The sequence below is a fragment of the Trabulsiella odontotermitis genome, assembly GCF_001188485.1.
GTDB classification, from domain to species: Bacteria; Pseudomonadota; Gammaproteobacteria; order Enterobacterales; family Enterobacteriaceae; genus Trabulsiella; species Trabulsiella odontotermitis_A.
The window spans coordinates 18,279-42,535 of the sequence record NZ_JNGH01000037.1 but is presented as its reverse complement, the minus strand read 5'-3'; the positions used below and the strand labels follow the sequence as shown (position 1 = coordinate 42,535).

General features: G+C 55.1%; 26 protein-coding genes and 2 pseudogenes. 16 read left to right on the top strand and 12 right to left on the bottom strand.

Translation table 11 applies throughout. The features are described from left to right. Positions 1 to 73: 73 nt before the first annotated feature. From speB to GM30_RS25935, 5 genes are all read right to left on the bottom strand, one after another. On the bottom strand, positions 74 to 994 hold the full coding sequence (speB, locus tag GM30_RS02555; RefSeq protein ID WP_049847368.1) for an agmatinase: 921 nt from the start codon (positions 992 to 994) through the stop codon (positions 74 to 76). A 177-nt stretch (positions 995 to 1,171) separates the two neighbouring features. Then, entirely contained in the window at positions 1,172 to 3,148 is a 1,977-nt protein-coding gene (speA, locus tag GM30_RS02550) for a biosynthetic arginine decarboxylase (protein WP_072091814.1), read from the bottom strand. A gap of 8 nt (positions 3,149 to 3,156) precedes the next feature. Beyond that, entirely contained in the window at positions 3,157 to 3,288 is a 132-nt protein-coding gene (gene yqgB / locus GM30_RS23640; protein ID WP_072091815.1) for an acid stress response protein YqgB, read from the bottom strand. Between the two features lie 92 nt (positions 3,289 to 3,380). Next, positions 3,381 to 3,482 (bottom strand): hypothetical protein, encoded by a 102-nt coding sequence (locus GM30_RS27800; protein ID WP_420802246.1) that lies wholly within the window; start codon positions 3,480 to 3,482, stop codon positions 3,381 to 3,383. Continuing rightward, on the bottom strand, positions 3,451 to 3,702 hold the full coding sequence (locus GM30_RS25935; RefSeq protein WP_155483902.1) for a hypothetical protein: 252 nt from the start codon (positions 3,700 to 3,702) through the stop codon (positions 3,451 to 3,453). Before GM30_RS25935 ends, GM30_RS27800 begins: the two co-directional genes overlap by 32 nt. Before the next feature lie 245 nt (positions 3,703 to 3,947). Between GM30_RS25935 and metK the strand changes: the two genes are divergently transcribed. From metK to ruvX, 8 genes and pseudogenes are all read left to right on the top strand, one after another. Then, on the top strand, positions 3,948 to 5,102 hold the full coding sequence (gene metK, locus GM30_RS02545) for a methionine adenosyltransferase (protein ID WP_049847366.1): 1,155 nt from the start codon (positions 3,948 to 3,950) through the stop codon (positions 5,100 to 5,102). Between the two features lie 392 nt (positions 5,103 to 5,494). Continuing rightward, a complete protein-coding gene (locus tag GM30_RS02540) occupies positions 5,495 to 6,889 on the top strand; it encodes a sugar porter family MFS transporter (protein WP_049847365.1) in 1,395 nt (464 codons plus the stop codon). 75 nt (positions 6,890 to 6,964) lie between these two features. Next, complete coding sequence (locus tag GM30_RS02535) at positions 6,965 to 7,462, top strand: SprT family zinc-dependent metalloprotease (protein WP_049847364.1); 498 nt, start codon at positions 6,965 to 6,967, stop codon at positions 7,460 to 7,462. Positions 7,463 to 7,556: 94 nt separating this feature from the next. Next, on the top strand, positions 7,557 to 8,264 hold the full coding sequence (gene endA / locus GM30_RS02530) for a deoxyribonuclease I (protein WP_049847363.1): 708 nt from the start codon (positions 7,557 to 7,559) through the stop codon (positions 8,262 to 8,264). Between the two features lie 47 nt (positions 8,265 to 8,311). Continuing rightward, the gene (gene rsmE, locus GM30_RS02525; RefSeq protein WP_049847362.1) at positions 8,312 to 9,043 is read left to right on the top strand and encodes a 16S rRNA (uracil(1498)-N(3))-methyltransferase; all 732 of its coding nucleotides are present in this window, start codon (positions 8,312 to 8,314) and stop codon (positions 9,041 to 9,043) included. Positions 9,044 to 9,062: 19 nt separating this feature from the next. Next, a complete protein-coding gene (gshB, locus tag GM30_RS02520) occupies positions 9,063 to 10,010 on the top strand; it encodes a glutathione synthase (RefSeq protein WP_049847361.1) in 948 nt (315 codons plus the stop codon). A 100-nt stretch (positions 10,011 to 10,110) separates the two neighbouring features. Beyond that, positions 10,111 to 10,674, top strand: a complete 564-nt coding sequence (locus GM30_RS02515) for a YqgE/AlgH family protein (RefSeq protein ID WP_049847360.1) — start codon at positions 10,111 to 10,113, stop codon at positions 10,672 to 10,674. Continuing rightward, a pseudogene (gene ruvX / locus GM30_RS02510) lies at positions 10,674 to 11,068 on the top strand (Holliday junction resolvase RuvX). The gene GM30_RS02515 and the pseudogene ruvX overlap by 1 nt, the downstream one beginning before the upstream one ends. A 36-nt stretch (positions 11,069 to 11,104) precedes the next feature. Here the strand turns inward: ruvX and GM30_RS02505 are convergent. Continuing rightward, positions 11,105 to 11,758 carry a LuxR C-terminal-related transcriptional regulator gene (locus tag GM30_RS02505; protein ID WP_049847359.1) on the bottom strand — a complete coding sequence of 218 codons (654 nt, stop codon included), beginning with the start codon at positions 11,756 to 11,758 and terminating at the stop codon, positions 11,105 to 11,107. A 458-nt stretch (positions 11,759 to 12,216) separates the two neighbouring features. Next, positions 12,217 to 13,197 (bottom strand): type IV pilus twitching motility protein PilT, encoded by a 981-nt coding sequence (locus tag GM30_RS02500; protein ID WP_049847358.1) that lies wholly within the window; start codon positions 13,195 to 13,197, stop codon positions 12,217 to 12,219. Between the two features lie 16 nt (positions 13,198 to 13,213). Between GM30_RS02500 and GM30_RS02495 the strand changes: the two genes are divergently transcribed. The 5 genes from GM30_RS02495 to hemW are packed head-to-tail and all read left to right on the top strand — an operon-like array spanning position 13,214 to position 16,524. Further along, positions 13,214 to 13,918: a YggS family pyridoxal phosphate-dependent enzyme gene (locus GM30_RS02495; protein ID WP_049847357.1), complete on the top strand. Its 705-nt coding sequence runs from the start codon at positions 13,214 to 13,216 to the stop codon at positions 13,916 to 13,918. Positions 13,919 to 13,936: 18 nt separating this feature from the next. Beyond that, the gene (locus GM30_RS02490; RefSeq protein ID WP_049847356.1) at positions 13,937 to 14,500 is read left to right on the top strand and encodes a YggT family protein; all 564 of its coding nucleotides are present in this window, start codon (positions 13,937 to 13,939) and stop codon (positions 14,498 to 14,500) included. Continuing rightward, positions 14,497 to 14,787, top strand: coding sequence for a DUF167 family protein YggU (gene yggU / locus GM30_RS02485; protein ID WP_049847355.1), 291 nt, complete (start codon positions 14,497 to 14,499; stop codon positions 14,785 to 14,787). Before GM30_RS02490 ends, yggU begins: the two co-directional genes overlap by 4 nt. Positions 14,788 to 14,795: 8 nt before the next feature. After that, positions 14,796 to 15,389, top strand: coding sequence for an RdgB/HAM1 family non-canonical purine NTP pyrophosphatase (gene rdgB / locus GM30_RS02480; RefSeq protein ID WP_049847354.1), 594 nt, complete (start codon positions 14,796 to 14,798; stop codon positions 15,387 to 15,389). Beyond that, a complete protein-coding gene (gene hemW, locus GM30_RS02475) occupies positions 15,382 to 16,524 on the top strand; it encodes a radical SAM family heme chaperone HemW (protein ID WP_049847353.1) in 1,143 nt (380 codons plus the stop codon). Before rdgB ends, hemW begins: the two co-directional genes overlap by 8 nt. Position 16,525: 1 nt before the next feature. Here the strand turns inward: hemW and GM30_RS02470 are convergent, their stop codons facing one another. From GM30_RS02470 to trmB, 4 genes are all read right to left on the bottom strand, one after another. After that, positions 16,526 to 17,530, bottom strand: a complete 1,005-nt coding sequence (locus GM30_RS02470) for a DUF1202 family protein (protein ID WP_049847352.1) — start codon at positions 17,528 to 17,530, stop codon at positions 16,526 to 16,528. Between the two features lie 121 nt (positions 17,531 to 17,651). Further along, the gene (locus GM30_RS02465) at positions 17,652 to 18,356 is read right to left on the bottom strand and encodes a YggN family protein (protein WP_274519034.1); all 705 of its coding nucleotides are present in this window, start codon (positions 18,354 to 18,356) and stop codon (positions 17,652 to 17,654) included. A 49-nt stretch (positions 18,357 to 18,405) separates the two neighbouring features. Continuing rightward, positions 18,406 to 18,732 carry a YggL family protein gene (locus GM30_RS02460; RefSeq protein ID WP_049847350.1) on the bottom strand — a complete coding sequence of 109 codons (327 nt, stop codon included), beginning with the start codon at positions 18,730 to 18,732 and terminating at the stop codon, positions 18,406 to 18,408. Further along, complete coding sequence (trmB, locus tag GM30_RS02455; RefSeq protein WP_049847349.1) at positions 18,732 to 19,451, bottom strand: tRNA (guanosine(46)-N7)-methyltransferase TrmB; 720 nt, start codon at positions 19,449 to 19,451, stop codon at positions 18,732 to 18,734. Before trmB ends, GM30_RS02460 begins: the two co-directional genes overlap by 1 nt. Before the next feature lie 138 nt (positions 19,452 to 19,589). Between trmB and mutY the strand changes: the two genes are divergently transcribed. From mutY to mltC, 3 genes and pseudogenes are all read left to right on the top strand, one after another. Continuing rightward, positions 19,590 to 20,648 (top strand): A/G-specific adenine glycosylase, encoded by a 1,059-nt coding sequence (gene mutY / locus GM30_RS02450; protein ID WP_049847348.1) that lies wholly within the window; start codon positions 19,590 to 19,592, stop codon positions 20,646 to 20,648. A 26-nt stretch (positions 20,649 to 20,674) separates the two neighbouring features. Beyond that, positions 20,675 to 20,947, top strand: a complete 273-nt coding sequence (locus tag GM30_RS02445; protein ID WP_038158211.1) for an oxidative damage protection protein — start codon at positions 20,675 to 20,677, stop codon at positions 20,945 to 20,947. Positions 20,948 to 20,993: 46 nt separating this feature from the next. Further along, positions 20,994 to 22,066: pseudogene (gene mltC / locus GM30_RS02440) on the top strand (membrane-bound lytic murein transglycosylase MltC). A 44-nt stretch (positions 22,067 to 22,110) separates the two neighbouring features. Here the strand turns inward: mltC and GM30_RS02435 are convergent. After that, positions 22,111 to 24,051, bottom strand: a complete 1,941-nt coding sequence (locus tag GM30_RS02435; RefSeq protein ID WP_049847347.1) for an ornithine decarboxylase — start codon at positions 24,049 to 24,051, stop codon at positions 22,111 to 22,113. Between the last annotated feature and the right edge of the window lie 206 nt (positions 24,052 to 24,257).

The window sequence follows — 24,257 nt, the reverse complement described above, 5'->3', positions numbered from 1 at the left end:
TTATTGGCGAAGCCAGTTTGAGCCCGGACAGCGAGCACTGCCCGGGTTCAAAATGGCAGGTAAAATAGTCCGATTACTCGCCTTTTTTGGCTGCCTGAATATAAAGCATTTCCAGTGCCAGCGTGGCCGCCGCCAGTGCAGTGATTTCAGACTGGTCGTAGGCCGGAGCCACTTCCACTACATCCATTCCCACAATGTTCAGATCCTTCAGACCACGCACCAGCTTGATGGCGCGATCGGACGTCAGACCGCCGATCACCGGCGTACCGGTGCCCGGCGCGAAGGCTGGATCCAGACAATCGATATCGAAGGTCAGATAGACCGGCATATCGCCGACGATCTGTTTAACCTGCGCGATGATGTCGTCCACGGTGCGGTCGTTCACCTGACCGGCGTCGAGCACGGTGAAACCGTTGTCTTTATCAAACTCGGTACGAATACCGATCTGTACAGAGTGGTTCGGATCGATCAGCCCTTCGTTCGGCGCGGTGTAGAACATGGTGCCGTGGTCGAATTCGCAGCCGTTGGCGTAGGTGTCGGTGTGGGCATCGAAATGCACCAGCGCCATTTTGCCGAAGTGTTTGGCGTGAGCACGCAGCAGCGGCAGCGTGACGAAATGGTCACCGCCGAAGGAGAGCATCCGCTTACCGGCCGCCAGCAGTTTTTCCGCGTGGGCCTGCAGTTTTTCGCTCATTTCGCGGGCATCGCCAAAGGCGTAAACCAGATCGCCGCAGTCCACCACGTTCAGACGCTCGCGCATGTCAAAGTTCCACGGGAAGCGGTTGTGCTCCCAAGCCAGGTTAGTGGAAACCTGACGGATAGCCGCCGGACCGTGGCGACCGCCAGCACGACCCGAGGTCGCCATATCAAACGGCACGCCAGTGATAACCCAGTCCGCATCGCTGTCATACGGCTGGAAATTCAGCGGCAGACGCAAAAAACCAAAGGCGTTGGAAACCAGGGAGTTGTCGTACTGATGACCTAAAGTGCTCATGTCCTGACCTCTTTTAAAGTCGATACATTAGAAACAGATGAAAAAAAATCCCCTCCGCGTCGTTAAACCCGACGAGGAAGGGATTATTCGAATTCAGTTTGTGTTCAGGATTATCGCCGCAAATTCATACGGGTTCAAGCCTGATGCCCCTCATCACAAGGACGAGGGGCAAGCGCTTTACTCGTCTTCCAGATAAGTATAGCCGTACAGCCCTGCTTCAAATTCTTCCAGGAACTGCTGTTGCAGCGCGGCGTCGAGATCGGTGTTTTTCACCTGATCGCGGAACTGCGTCAGCAGGGTGTTGGGATCAAGCTGCACGTACTGCAGCATGTCCGCCACCGTATCCCCTTCGTCAGACAGCTCAACTTCCACGCTGCCGTCAGGGAAGACAAACACGTCAACCGCTTCGGTATCACCGAACAGGTTGTGCATGTTGCCGAGGATCTCCTGATAGGCACCGACCATAAAGAAGCCCAGCATCGGCGGGTTCTCCGGATCGTACGGCGGCATCGGCATGGTGGTGGCGATCCCGTCGCCATCGACGTAATGATCGATAGCCCCGTCAGAGTCACAGGTGATGTCCAGCAATACTGCACGGCGCTCCGGCGCATGATTCAGCCCTTCCAGCGGCAGGACCGGGAACAGCTGATCGATACCCCATGCGTCCGGCATCGACTGGAACAGCGAAAAGTTGACGTAAATCTTATCCGCCATACGTTCCTGCAGTTCATCGATGATCGGGCGATGTGCGCGGTTACTTGGGTCGAGCTGCTTCTGCACTTCATGGCACATGTTCAGATACAGCTGCTCGGCCCAGGCGCGCTCGTGCAGGCTGAACGTACCGGACGAATAACCGATGTGAATGTCATGCAGATCCATCTGGCTGTCGTGCAACCATTCGCGCAGCGAGCGGCGATTGCCTGGCTCGTGCATCTCCTGCCAGGTTTCCCACATGCTTTGCAGCGCGCGGGAGGCATCGGGTTCCGGGGCGGCAGGCACGGTGTATTCGTTACGCTCAACGCCAATAATGTTAGAGACCAGCACCGTGTGGTGCGCGGTCACCGCACGACCGGACTCGGTGATCACCGTCGGGTGCGGCAGGCCGTTCTCTTCACAGGCATCACCAATCGCCCAGATGATGTTGTTGGCGTATTCGTTCAGGCCGTAGTTAACCGAGCAGTCGGATTGTGAACGGGTTCCTTCGTAATCCACGCCCAGACCGCCGCCGACGTCGAAGCATTGAATGTTGACGCCAAGCTTATGCAGTTCAACGTAGAAGCGCGCTGATTCACGTACGCCAGTGGCGATATCGCGAATGTTCGCCATCTGCGAGCCGAGATGGAAATGCAGCAGTTGCAGGCTGTCCAGATGCCCCGCGTCACGCAGGATCTCCACCAGTTGCAGCACCTGCGTCGCCGCCAGGCCGAATTTGGATTTTTCACCGCCAGAGGACTGCCATTTGCCAGAACCTTGCGACGCCAGACGCGCACGTACGCCAAGGCGCGGCACCACGTTCAGACGCTCGGCCTCTTCCAGCACGATCGCAATCTCGGACATCTTTTCGATGACCAGATAGACCTTGTGGCCCATCTTTTCACCGACCAGCGCGAGACGAATGTATTCACGGTCTTTATAGCCGTTACAGACGATCACGCTGCGGGTCATGCCGGCATGGGCCAGCACCGCCATCAGCTCCGCTTTCGAACCGGCTTCCAGGCCCAGCGGCTCGCCAGAGTGGATCAGCGATTCAATCACGCGACGATGCTGGTTCACCTTGATCGGGTAAACCAGGAAGTAGTCACCGTGGTAACCGTAGGATTCGCGCGCGCGTTTGAACGCGGCGTTAATCGAACGCAGACGGTGTTGCAGGATCTGCGGGAAGCAGAACAAGGCGGGCAGACGTTGCCCCTGCGCTTCGCGGGCTTTCACCAGTTCGGCGAGATCAACGCGCGCCTGCGGCACATCAGGATCCGGGCATACGGTGATGTGTCCCAGTTCGTTGACGTCGTAGTAGTTATTGCCCCACCAGGCAATGTTGTAAGTACGTAGCATCTTGCTGGCTTCCTGGGAGCTCATCGCAACCTCCTGCATGGAACGTAGTACACCCTGTTCGCCTGCTGACGAAGGCGAAACCATTGAAATGTCGTCAGACATAGCGAACCTCAAATTGTCTTATTAAGTGTAAAACAGTTGACTACTATCGCAGTGTAATATTGCGATAACAACCCATAAACGGCGCAGTTCCCCAGCACAGCGTGCTGAGTTTGCGGCCGTGCGACCGGTTTCATGTTCATATCATTGTAAAACACAGACCCGGACTAATTATGACCGTCCGGAGAAACCACGAGAAAACTCTTGTCGGAACAAGAGCGCCCTTGTTCAGTCTTCACAGCGCCTTACCGGCTCTTGAATCCTGAGAAGCGCCGAGATGGGTAGAACATCGGCAGGTTTGCACATTAGAGATGCGGGTTGCGGGAATTAAACGCATGCCAGAACGGCATGACTGATTCAGCGGAAAACGACGGTTCATTCTTTCGTATCACCTCCACGCCAACCTCCTGAGGCCAGCGACAAGCCAAAGCTAATAGTTCACTGCTTAACCCGGCTGGAAGTGGCGTCACGATGATTTTCACCGTGCGCTTTTTTGCATAAGCCGCGCGCGGCGTTTTATACCGATAACCGGGGCAAAATGCAAAATAAAAATGCACACTCTGCCACCGCTGTCAGGAAAATTTTCCAGCGCGATTTCGCTGACGATTGCGACCTGCATCAAAAAAAACTGGCAATCCGATGAATAAATCACCTAAAATAGCCATCCAGATGTTAATCCATCTATACTGATTAACACTCAGACTTCTTGTGGCTATTGACCGCTCCATCAGCGGAATCATCCAGAAAAGCCAACGGATACAAAAGTTTGAGCTTAACGTATTCTCCTTAGGTGAAATAAAACATGGCAAAACACCTCTTTACGTCCGAGTCCGTATCTGAAGGGCATCCAGACAAAATTGCTGACCAAATCTCCGACGCCGTCCTCGACGCGATCCTCGAGCAGGATCCGAAAGCACGCGTTGCCTGTGAAACCTACGTCAAAACCGGCATGGTGCTGGTCGGTGGTGAAATCACTACCAGCGCATGGGTTGATATCGAAGAGATCACCCGTAACACCGTCCGCGAAATTGGCTATGTGCATTCCGATATGGGCTTTGACGCCAATTCCTGCGCCGTATTGAGCGCGATTGGTAAACAGTCCCCGGACATCAACCAGGGCGTTGACCGTGCCGATCCGCTGGAGCAGGGTGCGGGCGATCAGGGCCTGATGTTTGGTTACGCCACCAACGAAACCGACGTGCTGATGCCCGCGCCTGTCACCTACGCGCACCGTCTGGTGCAGCGTCAGGCTGAAGTGCGCAAAAACGGCACGCTGCCGTGGCTGCGCCCGGATGCGAAAAGTCAGGTAACCTTCCAGTACGACGACGGCAAAATCGCCGGTATCGATGCTGTGGTGTTGTCCACGCAACACGCGGAAGACATCGATCAGAAAGCGCTGCAGGAAGCGGTGATGGAAGAGATCATCAAGCCGGTTCTGCCAGCAGAATGGCTGAACGCGTCGACCAAATTCTTCATTAACCCGACCGGACGTTTTGTTATCGGCGGCCCGATGGGCGACTGCGGTCTGACGGGTCGTAAAATCATCGTGGATACCTACGGCGGCATGGCCCGTCACGGTGGCGGTGCGTTCTCCGGTAAAGATCCGTCGAAAGTTGACCGTTCTGCAGCGTACGCGGCGCGTTATGTGGCGAAAAACATCGTGGCGGCCGGTCTGGCTGACCGCTGTGAAATTCAGGTGTCCTACGCCATCGGCGTGGCTGAACCGACCTCCATCATGGTGGAAACCTTCGGGACTGAGAAAGTGCCGAGCGAACAGCTGACGCTGCTGGTACGCGAATTCTTCGATCTGCGTCCGTACGGCCTGATCCAGATGCTGGATCTGCTGCACCCGATTTACAAAGAAACCGCTGCCTACGGTCACTTCGGTCGTGAACATTTCCCGTGGGAAAAAACCGACAAAGCCGCGCTGCTGCGTGACGCTGCCGGTCTGAAATAATTCACCCGCGCAATGCGTTAAACGGCCAGCGAAATGCTGGCCTTTTTTATTGCTGCTATTATTAATCCTGCGCCGCGTTATCTGACTCGCCTGTCGTTTCCTTAAGCATGATGGAAGCGATTACACTGCGTGTTACTTCTGACCCTTTCCGGTTTTCTCTCATTCCAGACATGCAAAATGCGTTGTTACACCGTTTTTCGGTTTACTCTGAAAATGGTTTATTACGCTTCGCTTAATATTAATTAACTGTATGATATAAATAGTTATTTTTATTGACGATTTAAACCACGCAGTGTAACCGATTACACCATTGTGATGTGCATCACACTCGAACCCGTTTTACTGGCCTACCCTTAATATCGACAAAACTGATAATTCAATCGGAGGGCATAATGCCTGGCAATCACAAACAGGGGCGTTCTAACAAGGCGATGACGTTTTTTGTCTGTTTTCTCGCAGCCCTGGCGGGATTACTGTTTGGCCTTGATATTGGTGTCATTGCGGGGGCGTTGCCCTTCATCACCGATGAGTTCCAGATCAATGCGCACACGCAAGAATGGGTTGTGAGTTCGATGATGTTTGGTGCCGCCGTCGGCGCCGTGGGCAGCGGCTGGCTCTCGTACCGCCTCGGGCGTAAAAAGAGCCTGATGATTGGTGCCATTTTGTTTGTCGCGGGCTCGCTGTGCTCTGCTGCCGCACCAAACGTTGAAGTGCTGATTATCTCCCGCGTGCTGTTGGGTCTGGCGGTTGGCGTCGCGTCCTATACCGCACCGCTTTACCTCTCGGAAATTGCGCCGGAAAAAATCCGCGGCAGTATGATTTCGATGTATCAGCTGATGATCACCATCGGGATACTCGGGGCTTACTTATCCGATACCGCCTTCAGCTACAGCGGTGCCTGGCGCTGGATGCTCGGTGTGATTATCATCCCGGCGATCCTGCTATTGATTGGCGTTTTCTTCCTGCCGGACAGCCCGCGTTGGTTTGCGGCGAAACGGCGTTTCCACGATGCCGAACGGGTGCTGTTACGTCTGCGCGACAGCAGCACCGAAGCGCGTAACGAGCTGGAAGAGATCCGCGAAAGCCTGAAGGTTAAACAGACCGGCTGGGCGCTGTTCAGAGAGAACAGCAACTTCCGCCGCGCGGTGTTCCTCGGCGTGTTGCTGCAGGTGATGCAGCAGTTCACCGGCATGAACGTCATTATGTATTACGCGCCAAAAATCTTTGAGCTGGCGGGGTACACCAACACCAACGAGCAGATGTGGGGCACGGTGATCGTCGGCCTGACCAACGTGCTGGCGACCTTCATCGCGATTGGTCTGGTTGACCGCTGGGGCCGTAAACCGACGCTGATCCTTGGCTTCCTGGTGATGGCGGCAGGCATGGGCGTGCTCGGCACCATGATGCACGTTGGCATCCACTCCACCACTGCACAGTATTTTGCCGTGGCGATGCTGCTGATGTTCATCATCGGTTTTGCGATGAGCGCCGGTCCGCTGATTTGGGTGCTGTGTTCTGAGATCCAGCCGCTGAAAGGCCGCGATTTTGGCATTACCTGCTCCACCGCCACTAACTGGATCGCCAACATGATTGTCGGTGCGACTTTCCTGACCATGCTTAACTCGCTTGGCAACGCCAACACCTTCTGGGTGTACGGCGGCCTGAATCTGCTGTTCATTGTCCTGACGCTGTGGCTGGTGCCGGAAACCAAACACGTGTCGCTGGAGCACATCGAACGCAACCTGATGCGCGGTCGTCCTTTACGTGAAATCGGCGCGCACGACTAACTTCCCCCGCTTCCTCCCTTTCGGGAGGAAGCTTCTTATTGCACTCCCCCCGGCATCGAATTATTCTCTGGCGTTATGAAAACCCCGCGTATCCCAATCGCCACTCAGCAGGCTGTTATGCGCTGTCTGCGCGATAAACTGGCTCAGGCCAACCTGAAACTTGGCCGCAACTACCCCGAACCCACACTGGTGTACCATCAACGCGGCACATCGGCGGGCACCGCGTGGCTGGACACCTACGAAATCCGTCTCAACCCCGTTTTGCTGATGGAGAACGGGCAGGAATTCATCGACGACGTTGTCCCTCATGAGCTCGCGCACCTGCTGGTGTGGAAAACCTTTGGCCGCGTTGCGCCCCATGGCAAAGAATGGAAATGGATGATGGAGGATGTGCTCAGCGTTCCCGCCCGGCGCACGCACCGGTTTGAGCTCGGTTCAGTACGCACCAATACCTTCCCCTACCGCTGTAAGTGTCAGCAGCATCAGCTCACCGTCCGGCGGCACAATCGGGTAGTGCGTGGCGAGGCAGTTTATCGTTGCAGACAGTGCGGCGAACCATTGATGTCTGAATAACCGCCAACATTATCAAGAACTTTCATGATCTAACTGATTGCATCCCTGAACATCTTTCGTTACGTTGCGAGCTCGCTTTAAAACGGAGTTTGTGATGTCCCGTACATTGTCTTTTGCCGTTGCCTGCCTGGTGACGGCGTTTTCAGGCCCGCTTTTCGCTGCCGGTATTCACAGTTTTTCGCAGGCCAAAGCCGCTGGTGTGAAGGTGAATGCCGATGTTCCTGGTGATTTTTACTGCGGTTGTAAAATTAACTGGCAGGGAAAAAAAGGCGTCGTGGATCTCGGGTCCTGTGGCTATAAAGTGCGCAAAAATGAAAACCGTGCCAGCCGTATTGAGTGGGAGCACGTGGTTCCCGCGTGGCAGTTTGGCCATCAGCGCCAGTGCTGGCAGCAGGGTGGGCGTAAAAACTGCGCCAAAGATCCCGTTTACCGGCAGATGGAAAGCGATATGCATAACCTGCAGCCCGCCGTTGGCGAGGTGAATGGTGACCGCGGAAACTTTATGTACAGCCAGTGGAACGGCGGCGAAGGTCAGTATGGCCAGTGCGCCATGAAGGTTGATTTCAAAAATAAACGCGCTGAGCCGCCGCCGCGCGCCCGTGGCAGCATCGCCCGCACGTGGTTTTATATGCGCGATCGCTACCAGCTCAGCCTGTCGCGCCAGCAAACGCAGCTGTTCAATGCATGGGCGAAGTTGTATCCGGTTACGGAATGGGAATGCCAGCGGGATGCGCGAATCGCAAAAATACAGGGCAACCATAACCCGTACGTCCAGCGCGCTTGCCAGCTACAAAAGAGCTAACCTACACTAGCGGCCATTGTAAATTCAGAGTCCGGATATCAACAGCTATGCGTATCCCCCGCATTTATCATCCTGAAAGCCTCACTGTGGGCAGCCAGATTGCCCTTTCCGACGATGCAGCCAACCATGTTGGCCGCGTGCTGCGCATGACGACTGGTCAGCAGGTGCAGCTCTTTGACGGCAGTAATCAGGTGTTTGATGCCGACATTATCCAGGCGGATAAGAAAAGCGTTCGGGTCAGCGTTAAGCGCGCTACCCTGGACGATCGCGAGTCTCCACTCCATATTCACTTAGGCCAGGTGATGTCGCGCGGTGAAAAAATGGAATTCACTATCCAGAAATCGATCGAACTTGGTGTAAGCCTCATTACGCCACTGTTTTCTGAACGCTGCGGCGTTAAACTGGACGCTGAACGCCTGAACAAGAAGATCCAGCAGTGGCAGAAAATCGCCATTGCAGCATGCGAACAGTGCGGCCGGAACCAGGTGCCGGAAATTCGCCCGGCGATGGATCTGGAAGCCTGGTGCGCTGAGCAGGATAGCGGCCTGAAGCTGAACCTGCACCCGCGCGCCAGCCAGAGTATCAATACGCTGCCGCTGCCGGTGGAACGCGTGCGTTTGCTGATTGGCCCGGAAGGCGGCCTGTCGGCGGATGAAATCGCCATGACCGCACGCTATCAGTTTACTGATATCCTGCTGGGACCTCGCGTTCTGCGTACAGAAACCACCGCGCTCACCGCCATTACCGCACTGCAAGTGCGCTTTGGCGACCTGGGCTGATGCTTTACAGGAGATGATAATGATTAAGCTCGGCATCGTGATGGATCCCATTGCGAACATCAACATCAAGAAAGACTCCAGCTTCGCTATGCTGCTGGAGGCACAGCGTCGTGGTTACGAACTCCATTATATGGAGATGAACGATCTGTATCTTATCAACGGTGAAGCCCGCGCGCGTACGCGCCAGTTCAGCGTTGAACAGAACTATGACAAATGGTACGAGTTCAGCAGCGAGCAGGATCTGGCGCTCGCCGATCTCGACGTGATCCTGATGCGTAAAGATCCGCCGTTTGATACCGAATACATCTACGCAACCTATATCCTGGAGCGCGCAGAAGAGAAAGGCACACTGATCGTCAACAAGCCGCAGAGCCTGCGTGATTGTAACGAAAAACTGTACACCGCCTGGTTTGCAGACCTGACCCCGGAAACGCTGGTCACCCGCAGCAAAACGCAGCTAAAAGCCTTCTGGCAGAAGCATGGCGATATCATCATGAAGCCGCTGGACGGTATGGGCGGCTCGTCCATTTTCCGGGTCAAAGAAGGCGACCCTAACATTGCGGTGATTGCAGAAACCCTGACCGAGCTGGGCACCCGTTACTGCATGGCGCAAAACTATCTGCCCGCAATCAAAGACGGCGATAAGCGTGTGCTGGTGGTTGACGGTGAACCGGTGCCTTACTGCCTGGCGCGTATCCCACAGGGCGGTGAAACGCGTGGTAACCTGGCGGCCGGTGGACGTGGCGAACCGCGTCCGCTGTCAGAAAGCGACTGGGAAATTGCCCGAAAAGTGGGCCCAACGCTGAAAGCGAAAGGGCTGATCTTCGTCGGTCTTGATATCATCGGTGACCGTCTGACAGAAATTAACGTCACCAGCCCGACCTGCATTCGCGAAATCGAAGCAGAATTTCCGATTTCCATCACCGGTATGCTGATGGATGCTATCGAAAAGCGTCTGGCGAAGTAAACTACGCGGGCGGCAGGGAAACCGCCCGCGCTCGACAGCACCCTTGTTTATCCAGCATACTGGGTGCTGCTTTTTAAAACAGGACACAGAACCTCTGACAATGAATTTACAGCACCACTTTCTTATTGCCATGCCTGCGCTTCAGGATCCGATCTTCCGTCGCTCTGTCGTTTATATCTGTGAATACAATGATGATGGCGCCATGGGGATTATCATCAATAAACCGCTGGAAAATCTTCAGGTTGAAGGCATTCTGGATAAACTGAAGATTGTTCCTGAACCGCGCGATCCTGCCGTTCGTCTGGATAAGCCGGTTATGCTCGGGGGTCCGCTGGCTGAAGATCGTGGTTTTATTCTCCATACGCCGCCGTCTGATTTCTCTTCCAGCATCCGCATTTCCGACAATACCGTGATTACCACCTCCCGCGATGTGCTTGAAACGCTTGGCACCGCAGAGCAGCCGTCTCAGGTGCTGGTGGCGCTCGGTTACTCTTCCTGGGAGAAGGGGCAACTGGAGCAGGAGATCCTCGATAACGCCTGGCTGACCGCGCCGGCAGACCTGAATATTCTGTTCAGGACGCCCATCGCCGACCGCTGGCGTGAAGCGGCAAAGCTTATCGGCATCGATATTCTGACCATGCCAGGTGTGGCGGGGCACGCATAATGAGCGGAACGTTGCTGGCATTTGATTTCGGTACAAGAAGCATCGGAGTGGCGGTAGGTCAGCGCATTACCGGCACTGCGCGTCCGCTGAATGCGCTCAAAGCGCAGGACGGCAACCCGGACTGGAACAGCATTGAGCNNAAAACGTTATCGTCGGCTTACCGTTGAACATGGACGGAACAGAGCAGCCACTGACTGCCCGCGCGCGCAATTTCGCCAACAAAATTCATGGCCGCTTTGGCGTGAAGGTCACGCTGCACGACGAACGCCTGAGCACGGTGGAAGCCAAATCCGGATTGTTTGAGCGAGGTGGCTTCCGGGCGCTCAATAAAGGCAGCGTCGACTCCGCCTCCGCCGTCATTATTCTGGAAAGTTTCTTCGAGCAAGGCTATTAATCCGGGTGCGCCTGCGGCACCCGGTAACCATCACAGTCAGTGACGCAAATGCTCATTCGCCCAGCTCACCGCCTGGGTTCTGTTCTTTACACTCAGCTTGCGGAAAACGTTGTACAGATGAGTGCGGACGGTATTTTCACTGATAAACAGCGCCCGTGCGATATCCATGTTCGTCGCGCCGTGACGTAATTCATTGAGGATTTCGCACTCACGTTCGGTCAGCGGAACACTCATATCGGCGTCAGTATTATTATCTGCCGCATACATCGCCGGATGCATTACGCTCAGTTCTGCCGTCTGTTCGCCATTTAACACGGCACGAATTCCGTCAAATAAGCGCGACTCATCATCGTCATGACGGAATACACCGTATAACGAAGGCCATTGCGCCATTTCGTATAACTCATACTTTTGCGCGCTATTGATAATTAACAAACGAGGCGCGTCCGCCTGCGTGCGAATAAAATCACGCCAGATGCCATTCAGCTTTTTGTTAGATATCGCGATATCAAATAACACCACTACACCTTTTGGCAAACGGTGTGTCAGGGGCTTATTAATATTATGAACCGCTACTGAAATCTGCAGCAGATCGGAAAGGTACGAAGCAAAAGTATTTGCCTGAACAGAAGGATGGGTAATGAGCAGCAGTTGCCGCGCGCTCTGCATTTTCTCCGATACATCAATCATTTAAACTCTCCTTAGTTGACGTTCACCTTCATGGTGGCTAAATGAAGCGAAAGTAAAACATCCAATTTTCACTATTTTCTAAAATAACAGCAAAAATGAAACAATATTTTATAGGAAACATCCTATTTCCATTATCAGGATAGAACGAACGTGCGAGAGTAGTCAAAAGATATCAGCATTTCTTTTGCACCAATCACAACATAATCTAATGCATTGCTCGCAATTTGTTCATCATCACATCCCAAGCCCTCATTTCGAACGCCGGTGTCACATGAGATATTGCTGTAGAAAGAGAATATCCACGCTTTGAAGAATTCGCCATAACGACATAACAACATCAATATTTTTTATGTTTCATTCTATTTCACCGCTTGTATATATTTATATCGATAATGATTTATTGCAATTATCAGATAAAAAAGGCAGCAAACAAAATTGATGACCATCAAGTTCACAGTTTAAATTTTACCTGCGGCAACTCGTTGCTGATAACTCTGCGTAAAGATCTGCATGCCGGACTGTTGCCCGGTCTGCATGACGCCAGGCAACTGGTGCCCTTTCCCTTCGCGAATCAGGTTGGCGACAGCGGGCGTATTCACCAGCAGCTCATACAGTGCCACCCGGCCGCCCTGTTTGTCCGCCACCAGCTTTTGCGCCAGCACCGCACACAGGCCCCCGGCAAGCTGGCTACGCACCTGATCTTTCTCCTGTGCCGGAAAGACATCCACCAGCCTGTCAACCGCTGAGGCGGCGCTGCGGGTATGTAACGTTGCCAGCACCAGATGCCCGGTCTCCGCCGCCGTCAGCGCCAGTTTGATGGTTTCCCGATCGCGAAGCTCGCCGAGCAGGATCACATCAGGATCCTGTCGCAGCGCGGCGCGTAACCCGTCAGCAAAAGATAAACAGTGCGGCCCCAGTTCACGTTGCTGGATCAGACACCGCTCGCTGTGATGAATAAACTCCACCGGATCTTCCAGCGTCAGAATATGCCCGTCCAGATGATGGTTAAGGTGATCCACCATCGCCGCCAGGGTGGTGGATTTCCCGCTGCCGGTCGCGCCAGTCACCAGGATCAGTCCGCTCTCTTCATGCAGCAGATTTTCCAGCGCCGGGGGTGCGGTAAGCGACGCCAGCTGCGGGCACCGTTCCGGCAACAGCCGCAGCGCGAGCGATACCCCCTGCATATTCATAAACGCGCTGGCGCGCAGGCGTTTACCGTCATTTAGCGCGACAGCGAAATCAGCCTGATGACGGGTCTGCCATGCTTCGCGCTGCGCCGCTGAAAGCCAGCCCGCAATTAATGATTCCACATCGAGTGCCGGGATCGGCGCCGGCTCGAGTCGCCCCTGCCGTCGCCAGCGCGGCGGTCTGCTACTGCACAGGTGTAGATCCGAGACGTTATGCTTTACACTAAGCTCCACAATTTCTTGTATATCCATATACCCACCAGGAAAAATGAACGACATTGCGCATAACCTGGCACAGGTCCGGGACAAAATCCTGAGTGCTGCTGCACGATGCGGCCGCGATTCAGAAGAAGTTACGCTGCTTGCAGTCAGTAAAACAAAACCTGCGAGCGCCATCGAAGAAGCCATTGCGGCGGGTCAGCGCGCATTTGGTGAAAACTACGTTCAGGAGGGGGTGGATAAGATCCGCTACTTTCAGGAAGCCGGCCACCGCGATTTGCAGTGGCACTTTATTGGCCCGTTGCAGTCCAACAAAAGCCGTCTGGTGGCAGAGCATTTCGACTGGTGTCATACCGTTGATCGTCTGAAAATCGCCACCCGACTGAGCGAACAGCGGCCTGCAGATAAGCCGCCGCTCAACGTGCTGATCCAGATTAATATCAGTGACGAGCAGAGCAAATCCGGGATCCCACTCGCATCACTGGATGCGCTGGCGGCGGAAATCGTCGAGCTGCCAGGCATTCAGCTTCGTGGTCTGATGGCCATTCCAGCGCCGGAAACCGAGTATGAAAGGCAGTTTGCTGTTGCCCGACAAATGGCAGTAGCATTTGCCGAACTGAAAACACGCTACCCGACGGTCGATACACTCTCGCTGGGCATGTCGGATGATATGGACGCGGCCATCGCGGCAGGTAGCACTATGGTACGCATCGGCACCGCCATTTTTGGTGCGCGCGATTACACAAAAAAATAAAGGAAACTGAGGAACGCCATGATTACCTTGTCCACTTTGTTAGCTCTGGTTCTCCAGATTTACACGATGGTGCTGTTGCTTCGTATCTGGATGCAGTGGGCACGGTGTGATTTTTACAATCCCTTTTCCCAGTTCATCGTGAAAGTCACCCAGCCTGTTGTCGGGCCGCTGCGCCGCATTCTGCCTTCGATGGGGCCAATTGACAGCGCCTCGCTGCTGATTGCGCTGATCCTGTGCGCCATTAAAGGCTTTTTCTGCCCGTACGTTTCTGTCGGCGGTGCCGCCATCGCGATTGCCGCGCTGCTGGTGCTGGTCAAAACGCTGGGGTCGTTGATCTTCTGGGTACTGCTGGCAATGGCAATCATGAGCTGGGTCAGCCAGGGCCGCAGCCCGGTAGAATATGTGCTGATGCAACTGGCGGATCCGCTGCTGCGCCCGATCCGCAACTTCCTGCCGTCAATGGGCGGCATCGACTTTTCCCCGATGATCCTCGTACTGCTGATGTATGTCATTAACATGGGTGTCGGCGAATTGCTGACCAACCTCTCCATGCCGCTGGCCATCATCTGGAGCTGGGCTTGAGTGCTGTCATCCCTTCGAACGACGGGCTGGTGCTTCGGCTGTACATTCAGCCGAAAGCCAGCCGGGACAGCATCGTGGGCGTGCATGGCGACGAATTAAAAGTCGCCATCACCGCCCCGCCGGTTGACGGTCAGGCCAACGCGCACCTGATAAAATTCCTCGCAAAACAGTTTCGGGTAGCCAAAAGCCAGGTCATCATTGAAAAAGGCGAACTTGGTCGTCATAAGCAAGTTAAAATCATCGATCCGCAAAACATCCCGACTGACGTCGCGGCGCTGATAAATTAGGATATCCCATGCAAAAAGTTGTCCTCGCCACCGGTAACGCCGGTAAAGTGCGTGAACTGGCTACGCTGCTTAGCGATTTTGGCCTCAATATTGTTGCTCAGACGGAGCTCGGCGTAGATTCGGCTGAAGAAACAGGCCTGACGTTTATTGAAAACGCGATTCTGAAAGCGCGCCATGCAGCGCAGATCACCGGCCTGCCGGCGATTGCCGACGACTCCGGTCTGGCGGTTGATGCGCTTGGCGGCGCGCCGGGGATTTACTCCGCACGCTACTCAGGCGTGGATGCCACCGACCGTGAGAATCTGGAAAAGCTGCTGGAAACGCTGAAAGATGTCCCGGACGGACAGCGCCAGGCGCAGTTCCATTGTGTGCTGGTTTACCTGCGTCATGCCGACGATCCTACTCCGCTGGTGTGCCATGGCCGCTGGCCGGGCGTCATTACCCGCGAACCTGCCGGTCAGGGCGGCTTTGGCTACGATCCGATTTTCTTTGTACCGTCAGAAGGTAAAACCGCCGCCGAGCTGACCCGCGAAGAAAAAATCGCCATTTCCCACCGGGGTCAGGCACTGAAAACGTTACTGGAAGCTTTACGCAATGGCTGATTTACCGCCGCTGAGTCTTTACATTCACATTCCGTGGTGCGTGCAGAAATGCCCGTACTGCGACTTTAACTCGCACGCGCTGAAGGGCGAAGTGCCGCACGACGACTACGTTCAGCATCTGTTGCGCGATCTGGACGCGGACGTGCCATACGCGCAGGGTCGCGAAGTAAAGACGATTTTCATCGGTGGGGGTACGCCGAGCCTGCTTTCCGGCGAGGCCATGCAGACCCTGCTCGACGGCGTTCGCGCCCGTCTGCGTCTTGCTGCGGATGCGGAAATCACCATGGAAGCAAACCCCGGCACGGTTGAGGCAGACCGCTTCACCGACTACCAGCGCGCAGGGGTGAATCGCATTTCCATCGGCGTGCAAAGCTTCAGCGAAGCCAAACTGCAGCGTCTGGGGCGCATTCACGGGCCGGAAGAGGCAAAACGTGCCGCACGGCTGGCGAGCGGTCTCGGACTGCGTAGCTTTAACCTCGATCTGATGCACGGCTTGCCGGATCAACGTCTCGACGAAGCGCTGGATGACTTGCGCCAGGCTATCGAACTGAACCCGCCGCACCTTTCCTGGTATCAGCTTACCATTGAGCCGAACACGCTGTTTGGTTCACGCCCACCGGTACTGCCTGACGACGATGCGCTGTGGGATATCTTCGAGCAGGGCCACCAGCTCCTGACGGCGGCAGGTTATCAGCAATATGAAACCTCGGCGTATGCGAAACCGGGCTACCAGTGCCAGCATAATCTCAACTACTGGCGCTTTGGCGACTATCTTGGGGTTGGCTGCGGCGCACATGGCAAAGTGACGTTCCCTGACGGTCGTATTCTGCGCACCGCCAAAACGCGTCACCCGCGCGGCTATATGGAAGGTCGTTATCTTGAACGCCAGCACGACGTGGCAGCGGCAGACAAACCGTTCGAATTCTTTATGAACCGTTTTCGTCTGCTTGAGCCAGCGCCACGCGCCGAGTTCACCCGCTACACCGGCTTAACGGAAGCGGTGATTCGCCCGCAAATCGACGAGGCGCTGGCGCAGGGGTATCTCACCGAGTGCGAGCAATTCTGGCAGATCACCGTGCACGGTAAGCTGTTCCTCAACTCGCTGCTTGAGCTGTTCCTCGCCGACGAAGAGTAAGCTAGTGAATAACGCCGTTTCGACGCAGATAAGAGATATCGCGATCCCAGCGTTCTAAACGGCGCTGCAGCTCTTCACTGTTGACGCTCAGCTTCACCAGTTCAGCATTCAGTTCGCCCTGCTTGTGCCACAACGGCTGGAGCGCTTTATCCCGCGCCGCCATTTCGTCTTTGATCTTGTTGCTCATGATCTTGTGCTGAACCGAATACTTGCGCTGCTGGTCGCTCAGGGCGATATCCCGCGCCTTGCGTAGCGGTGTCGCATCGCAGTCCGTTTTTTTCTGGCAGGCCGCCAGCGCAGGCTCGTAAACCGTGGCGTTGTAATTATTTTCAAACTTCAGCGGATCGTTGTCGCGGCTAAACTGATACAGCTCCTGAAACAGCGCGGTTTGCACATCGTTCCGGCTCAGCGGCTTGCCGTTTTTATCCTCACCCCAGCTGGCATTGATTTGCCGTTCAAGCGTCTCGATTTCCTGCTCAAGCTCTTTTTGCCGGGTCAACGATACCTGCTGTTTTGCTTTCAGCGCGGCAAAGTCGGCGTTAATTTTCGCCAGCCGCGCATCGAAACCAAAGTCGTTCACGATGAGGTATTTATCCTGATTGTTCACGTCCTCCAGCGGATGACCGACGTTTTTCGCCGCCGCCTGCATGGAAAGGAACGATGTCGTCCAGCCGGATTCTGGCGTGCCGGTCGCGGTCATCATGGCGGAAAATTTCACCGGCTTGCCTTTGGTCCAGGTTTTTTCCACCAGCTGGTAATCCGCCGCCATGCCGACGATGGCGTACAGATCTTCCGTCGCCGACATATCACCTTTTACCGAATACGTCGCCTGATTGCCGCGCGCGTCGAGGGGTTCGAGGGTGATAGCGTCAAGATGAAAGAGGCCATTGTACTGTTCGCTGAACTGCTGGCTCAGCACCGGATAAGTGGGGGCATGAGTGTCTGCCGACGCCGCCAGAGAGGCAAAGAAGAGCAGCGATGCGGTTACGATTCCCTGTATTTTCACGAAGGTATCCTTGTGGAAGTTGAATGACTCCGCACAGGATAAAGGATGCGTCCCGTCGGGACGGGTAAATGAATTCTGAATTAGCGGCTTTCTGTCCGGAAACAGAAAGCCGCTCAATTGACTACTTAAGGGTGCCTACCAGCGCTTTGCGACTGTCTTCCAGCGACACCACACGCGCGCAGACGTCTTTACCGAACTTCTGGAAATCATCTTCCTGGGTTTTCCATTCGTTCTGAATCGCGGTCTGCAAACCGCCGAGGCTGCCAAGCACACCCTGCAGCGGATTGCCGCCGCCTTTGAGCACCGCTTTGGCACCGACTTCGTTGATGCTGTCCTGCAGGATGCCACCCATCGCCTGATTTACCAGTTGCTGACCATCGGCACGCACCTGATCGATCGCTTTATAGTGGAACGTCAGGCCATCGCTGCGATGCTCAATGATGCGGTTCATCTGCTCTTTCAACTGGGCATCGAGTTTGGTCAGGCGACCGCGCATGCTGCTGCTTTCACCGACCTGCTCAGAGATGATTTTATCCAGCGCCACGCGGCTTTTTTCGACGCGGGAGCGGGCGCCTTCATCAATCCACGGCAGCGCGCTGCGTAAATCGGTCTGGTAATCTTTCGCCTGCTCACGCTGGGCTGCGGAGAGGTTGTACTGTTTGCCGTTGTACATCACGTTGCCGTCCGGCGTGATGACCAGGTTGCCGTTCTCCCCTTTCACCTGGACGGTTTGCGGGCTCAGAATTACATCGTCACGCGGGGTGACGCTGCATTGATAATCGGCCTGGGCGGCGAACGTCGTTAGCATCAGAGCCGCAGCCAGCAGCGTAGTNNCAAGACAAAACGGGCCGGCATGTGCCGGCCCTTTCGTTAACTTAGTCCCACCAGACGTCGAAAAGTTCGCTGATGCGTACATCTTCGAATTTGCGGTCTTCCAGCCACTTGCGGATTATGGCCTGATGCTCCTCGGTGCATTTACCGATTTCCTGCATGCAGATAAGCCCTTCCCAGGCCAGGTAGCCGCTGCCGTCAAACGCCAGTTTGTTAGGCTCAATGACCTCATTGATGAAGTCATCAACGGTTTTATCAATGATTTCTTCGTTTGAGCCTTCCGGAAAACGCCACGCGACCGAAAATCCTAATTCCTGGAATTCGTCGATGTGCATTTTCTTACGCAGACGACGGCTACGGTTCTTTGCCATTATTTCACCCTCTCGAACATTAAGTCCCATACGCCGTGACCAAGACGATGGCCACGTTGTTCAAATTTGGTTACCGGACGTGATTCCGGGCGCGGTACATAGTCGTTGCTTTCTGACAGGTTTTTATAGCCATCCAGCGAGGACATCACTTCCAGCATATGCTCCGCATACGGCTCCCAGTCGGTCGCCATGTGGAATACACCACCGAGCTTCAGCTTGCTTTTGACCAGTTCAGCAAACGGTCCCTGAACGATACGGCGTTTATTATGACGTGCTTTGTGCCACGGGTCAGGGAAAAAGAGCTGCACCATGTTCAGAGAATTGTCAGGAATCATTTTATGCAGTACTTCCACCGCGTCGTGACACATTACCCGCAGGTTCTCAACGCCCTCTTCGTGCGCAGAGCTGAGGCAGGCGCCGACACCCGGGGAATGCACTTCGATGCCGAGGAAATTCTGTTCCGGCTTCGCTTTCGCCATCGCCACCAGCGACGCGCCCATACCAAAACCAATCTCCAGCGTGACCGGCGCGCAGCGGCCAAACAGGGTATCGAAATCAACCGGTTGTTCGCTGAATTCGACGCCCATCACCGGCCAGTAGTTATCCAGCGCATGCTGTTGCCCTTTCGTCAGGCGCCCCTGGCGGCGGACAAAGCTACGGATACGGCGCAGCGGGCGACCGTTTTCATCAAATTCCGGTGAGATGACGTCGTTATTCATAAAAATTATGTCTACTTGTGAGAATGTTCGGGAAACGGGCATTATCCAAAGTTAGGGAGAGTATGCAAGCATGGGAAAGATCCTGTTTACACCGCCGGGGCGCTGTGCTGGAATTTGCCTCCCTGATAATGCGAATCGATAACCATGCAAGCCTCTCAATTTTCAGCCCAGGTGCTGGACTGGTACGACAAATACGGGCGTAAAACCCTGCCCTGGCAAATTGAAAAAACGCCTTATAAAGTCTGGCTGTCTGAGGTCATGCTGCAACAGACGCAGGTGACAACGGTTATCCCCTACTTTGAGCGTTTTATGGCGCGTTTCCCCACCGTTACCGACCTGGCTAACGCGCCGTTAGATGAAGTGCTGCACCTGTGGACCGGGCTCGGCTACTACGCCCGCGCGCGCAATCTGCATAAAGCGGCGCAGCAGGTCGCCACGCTGCATCACGGTAAATTTCCGGAAACGTTTGAAGAGGTTGCCGCGCTGCCAGGCGTCGGACGTTCGACGGCGGGTGCGATTCTTTCGCTTTCGCTCGGAAAACACTTCCCCATTCTTGACGGCAACGTGAAGCGCGTGCTGGCGCGTTGTTACGCCGTCAGCGGCTGGCCGGGGAAGAAAGAGGTGGAAAACCGTCTGTGGGAGATTAGCGAACAGATCACGCCCGCCAACGGCGTTGAGCGTTTCAACCAGGCGATGATGGATCTCGGGGCGATGATCTGTACCCGCTCTAAACCGAAGTGCGAACTCTGCCCGCTCAATACGCTTTGCGTCGCACACGCCAACAACAGCTGGACGCAGTATCCGGGGAAAAAGCCGAAGCAAACATTGCCAGAACGCACCGGTTATTTCCTGATCATGCAGCATGACGACGAGGTGTTTCTCCAGCAGCGTCCGCCGGTGGGGTTATGGGGCGGCCTGTTCTGTTTTCCGCAGTTTGAGAGCGAAACCGCCCTTCGCGAGTGGCTGGCGCAGCGGGGAATAAAATCAGATAATCTTATGCAACGTAACGCGTTTCGCCATACATTCAGCCACTTCCATCTGGATATTGTGCCGATGTGGCTTGATGTGCACTCCGTCTCCGCATGCATGGATGAAGGCAGCGCTCTCTGGTATAACTTAGCCCTGCCACCGTCCGTTGGGCTGGCGGCACCCGTGGAGCGTCTGTTACAGCAGTTACGCGCCGGGGCACTGGTGTAGTCCCTGGCCGAAGAAGAGGATTTATCATGAGCAGAACCATTTTTTGTACGTTCCTGCAGCGCGACGCTGAAGGTCAGGATTTCCAGCTTTACCCGGGCGAGATCGGCAAACGGATCTACAACGAGATCTCCAAAGAAGCCTGGGCACAGTGGCAGCATAAGCAGACCATGCTGATCAACGAGAAAAAGCTCAACATGATGAACCCGGAGCACCGCAAGCTGCTTGAGCAGGAAATGGTTAACTTCCTGTTTGAGGGCAAAGAGGTGCATATCGAAGGCTATACGCCGCCGGAAAAATAAGAAGCCCCGCGGGGCTTTAAACTCAACAACACGCACTCCCGGAATGATGAAAAAACTCTTAGCGCTAGCCCTGATTGCGCCGTTGCTTGTGTCGTGTTCCGGCTCGAAAAAAGGTGATTCGTATAACGAAGCCTGGGTCAAGGACACCAACGGATTTGACATTCTGATGGGGCAATTTGCCCATAACATTGAAAACATCTGGGGATACAACGAAGTTCTGGTGGCGGGCCCGAAGGACTACGTTAAGTATACCGATCAGTATCAGACCCGCAGCCACATCAACTTTGATGCGGGTACCCTCACCGTTGAGACCATCGCTGGTACCGAGCCGGCCGCGCGTCTGCGCCAGACGATCATCAAAACCCTGCTGATGGGCGACGATCCGGGTTCGATCGACCTCTATTCAGACGCCGACGATATCCAGATCTCCAAAGAGCCATTCCTGTACGGCCAGGTCGTGNCGGGGAGCCGATCCGCTGGGAGTGGCGCGCCGCACGCTTTGCCGACTGGCTGCTGCAAAACCGCATGAAGAGCCGCAGCAACGGCCTGCATGTGATCTACAGCATCACCATTAACCTGGTGCCGAACCACCTCGACAAACGTGCGCATAAATATCTTGGCATGGTGCGCCAGTCCGCGCGTAAATACGGCATCGACGAGTCGCTGATTCTGGCGATTATGCAGACCGAATCCTCCTTTAACCCCTATGCGGTCAGTCGTTCAGACGCGCTGGGCCTGATGCAGGTGGTTCAGCACAGTGCGGGTAAAGATGTGTTCCGTGCGCAGGGGAAATCAGGGACGCCGAGCCGCAGCTATCTGTTTGATCCGGCAAGCAACATTGATACCGGCACCGCCTACCTGGCGATACTGAATAATGTTTATCTCTCCGGGATCGACAACCCGACCTCGCGCCGCTATGCGGTGATCACTGCCTACAACGGCGGTGCCGGCAGCGTACTGCGGGTCTTCTCCGACGATAAAATCCGTGCCGCAAGCATTATCAACAGCATGGCGCCTGGCGATGTCTACCAGACGCTGACGACTCGCCACCCGTCCGCGGAATCGCGTCGCTATTTGTATAAGGTGAACAGCGCGCAGAAGGGCTATCGCCGGAAATAACCGTCAGCACCATTCCCCTCTCCCGGCGGAGAGGGGAATGCGTATCAGGCCTCAGCGCGCTTCAGCATGTAACCGTACAGACGCTTGATGCCATCGGCGTCTTTTTCGCTGTACACACCTTGTAGCTCCGGCGAGAAGCCCGGCAGCAGATTGACGCCCTCTTCCAGCGCCAGGAAGTAACGCAGTACCGCTCCACCCCAGATTTCGCCCGGTACCACGCAAAGGACACCCGGCGGATACGGCAGCGCGCCTTCGGCAGCGATCCGCCCTTCGGCCTCACTCAGACGCACCAGTTCAACATTGCCGCGAATAAACTCGCGGTTGGCGTCCTGCGGATTCATCACCACCGGTGGCAGGCTGGCTTTGCGGAACATCGCTTTTTGCAGATCCTTCACCGCAAAGCTGACGTAAAGATCGTGCATCTCCTGGCACAGCTGGCGAAGGGTGTAGTCGCGATAGCGCACCGGATATTTTTGATAAATCGTCGGCAGCACCACCGACAGCGGCGTATCGTCTTCAATATGCTGCTCAAACTGCGCCAGCATCGCCACCAGTTGCGCCAGTTTCTCCGGGCTTTCGGCTGGTGTCAGCAGGAAGAGGATCGAATTCAGATCGCACTTCTCCGGCACGATGCCGTTTTCACGCAGGTAGTTCGCAAGAATAGTCGCCGGGATGCCAAAATCGGTGTATTCCCCGGTTTGCGCATCAATACCCGGCGTCGTCAGCAGCAGTTTGCAGGGATCGACAAAGTACTGATCCTGCGCGTAGCCTTCAAAACCATGCCAGCGTTCGCCTGGACCAAAACTGAAGAAGCGACGTTCCCGAGCAATAGCTTCCGTGGGGTGATCCTGCCACGGTCGCCCCGCCACCTCTGGTGGAATAAACGGCTTGATCATCTTGCAGTTAGCGACGATCGCCTTGCGCGCCTCGATCCCCATCTCAACGCATTCTGCCCACAGCCGCCGCCCGCTCTCGCCTTCATGGATTTTCGCGTTGACGTCCAGTGCCGCGAACAGCGGATAAAACGGGCTGGTGGAAGCATGCAACATATACGCATTATTCAGCCGCTTGTATGGGCAGAAACGCGCCTGGCCGCGGATATGGTTATCTTTTTTATGGATCTGTGAGGTTTGCGAGAAGCCCGCCTGCTGTTTGTGTACCGACTGAGTGACGAAAATCCCCGGATCGTTCTCGTTAAGATCCAGCAGCAACGGCGAACAGTCAGCCATCATGGGAATGAATTGTTCGTAACCCACCCACGCCGAGTCAAACAGGATGTAGTCACAGAGATGACCAATTTTGTCGACCACCTGGCGGGCGTTATAAATGGTGCCATCGTAGGTGCCGAGCTGGATCACCGCCAGGCGGAACGGACGTGACTCCTCCGCTTTCTCAGGCGCAACCTCGCTAATCAATTCACGAAGATAAGATTCATCAAAACAGTGTTCATCAATCCCGCCAATAAAGCCGAACGGGTTGCGCGCCGCTTCGAGATACACCGGCGTCGCCCCTGCCTGAATCAATGCACCGTGATGGTTCGACTTGTGATTATTACGATCGAACAACACCAGATCGCCACGCGTCAGCAGCGCGTTAGTGACCACTTTATTCGCCGCCGAGGTGCCGTTCAGCACGAACCAGGTTTTATCGGCGTTAAACACTTTCGCCGCGTATTTCTGCGCGTGCTTCGCGGCGCCTTCGTGGATCAGCAGATCGCCGAGTTTGACGTCGGCATTACACATGTCAGCGCGAAAAATATTCTCGCCAAAGAAATCATAGAACTGACGCCCGGCAGGATGCTTTTTGAAAAACGCGCCGTGCTGGTGCCCCGGGCAGGCAAAGGTGCTGTTGCCCATCTCAACGTACTGNNAAACACCCGCGCCTGCCACATCGGTGAAATCGGTGCTGTCCAGCGCCACCACATCCCGGTGCGTGGAGAGTCGGGAAACCAGCGCGTGGCTGGCAGCTATTTTCATTGATTTCATAAGCAAATAGACCCGTTTCGGGGAAATGAAAGAGGATTAATCAACGGTGGTACTTCGTTAGCTTCACCGCATGGGGATCATAGAAAGCAATGCGGAAGTGTGGGATAACCTACGCTGGTGCGCGCATGGGTGCTGGCAAATGCGTAATGAAGTGGTCATCACTGTCGGCCCCATCTCTGGAAAGGAGTAAACTTGCGCAATCATGG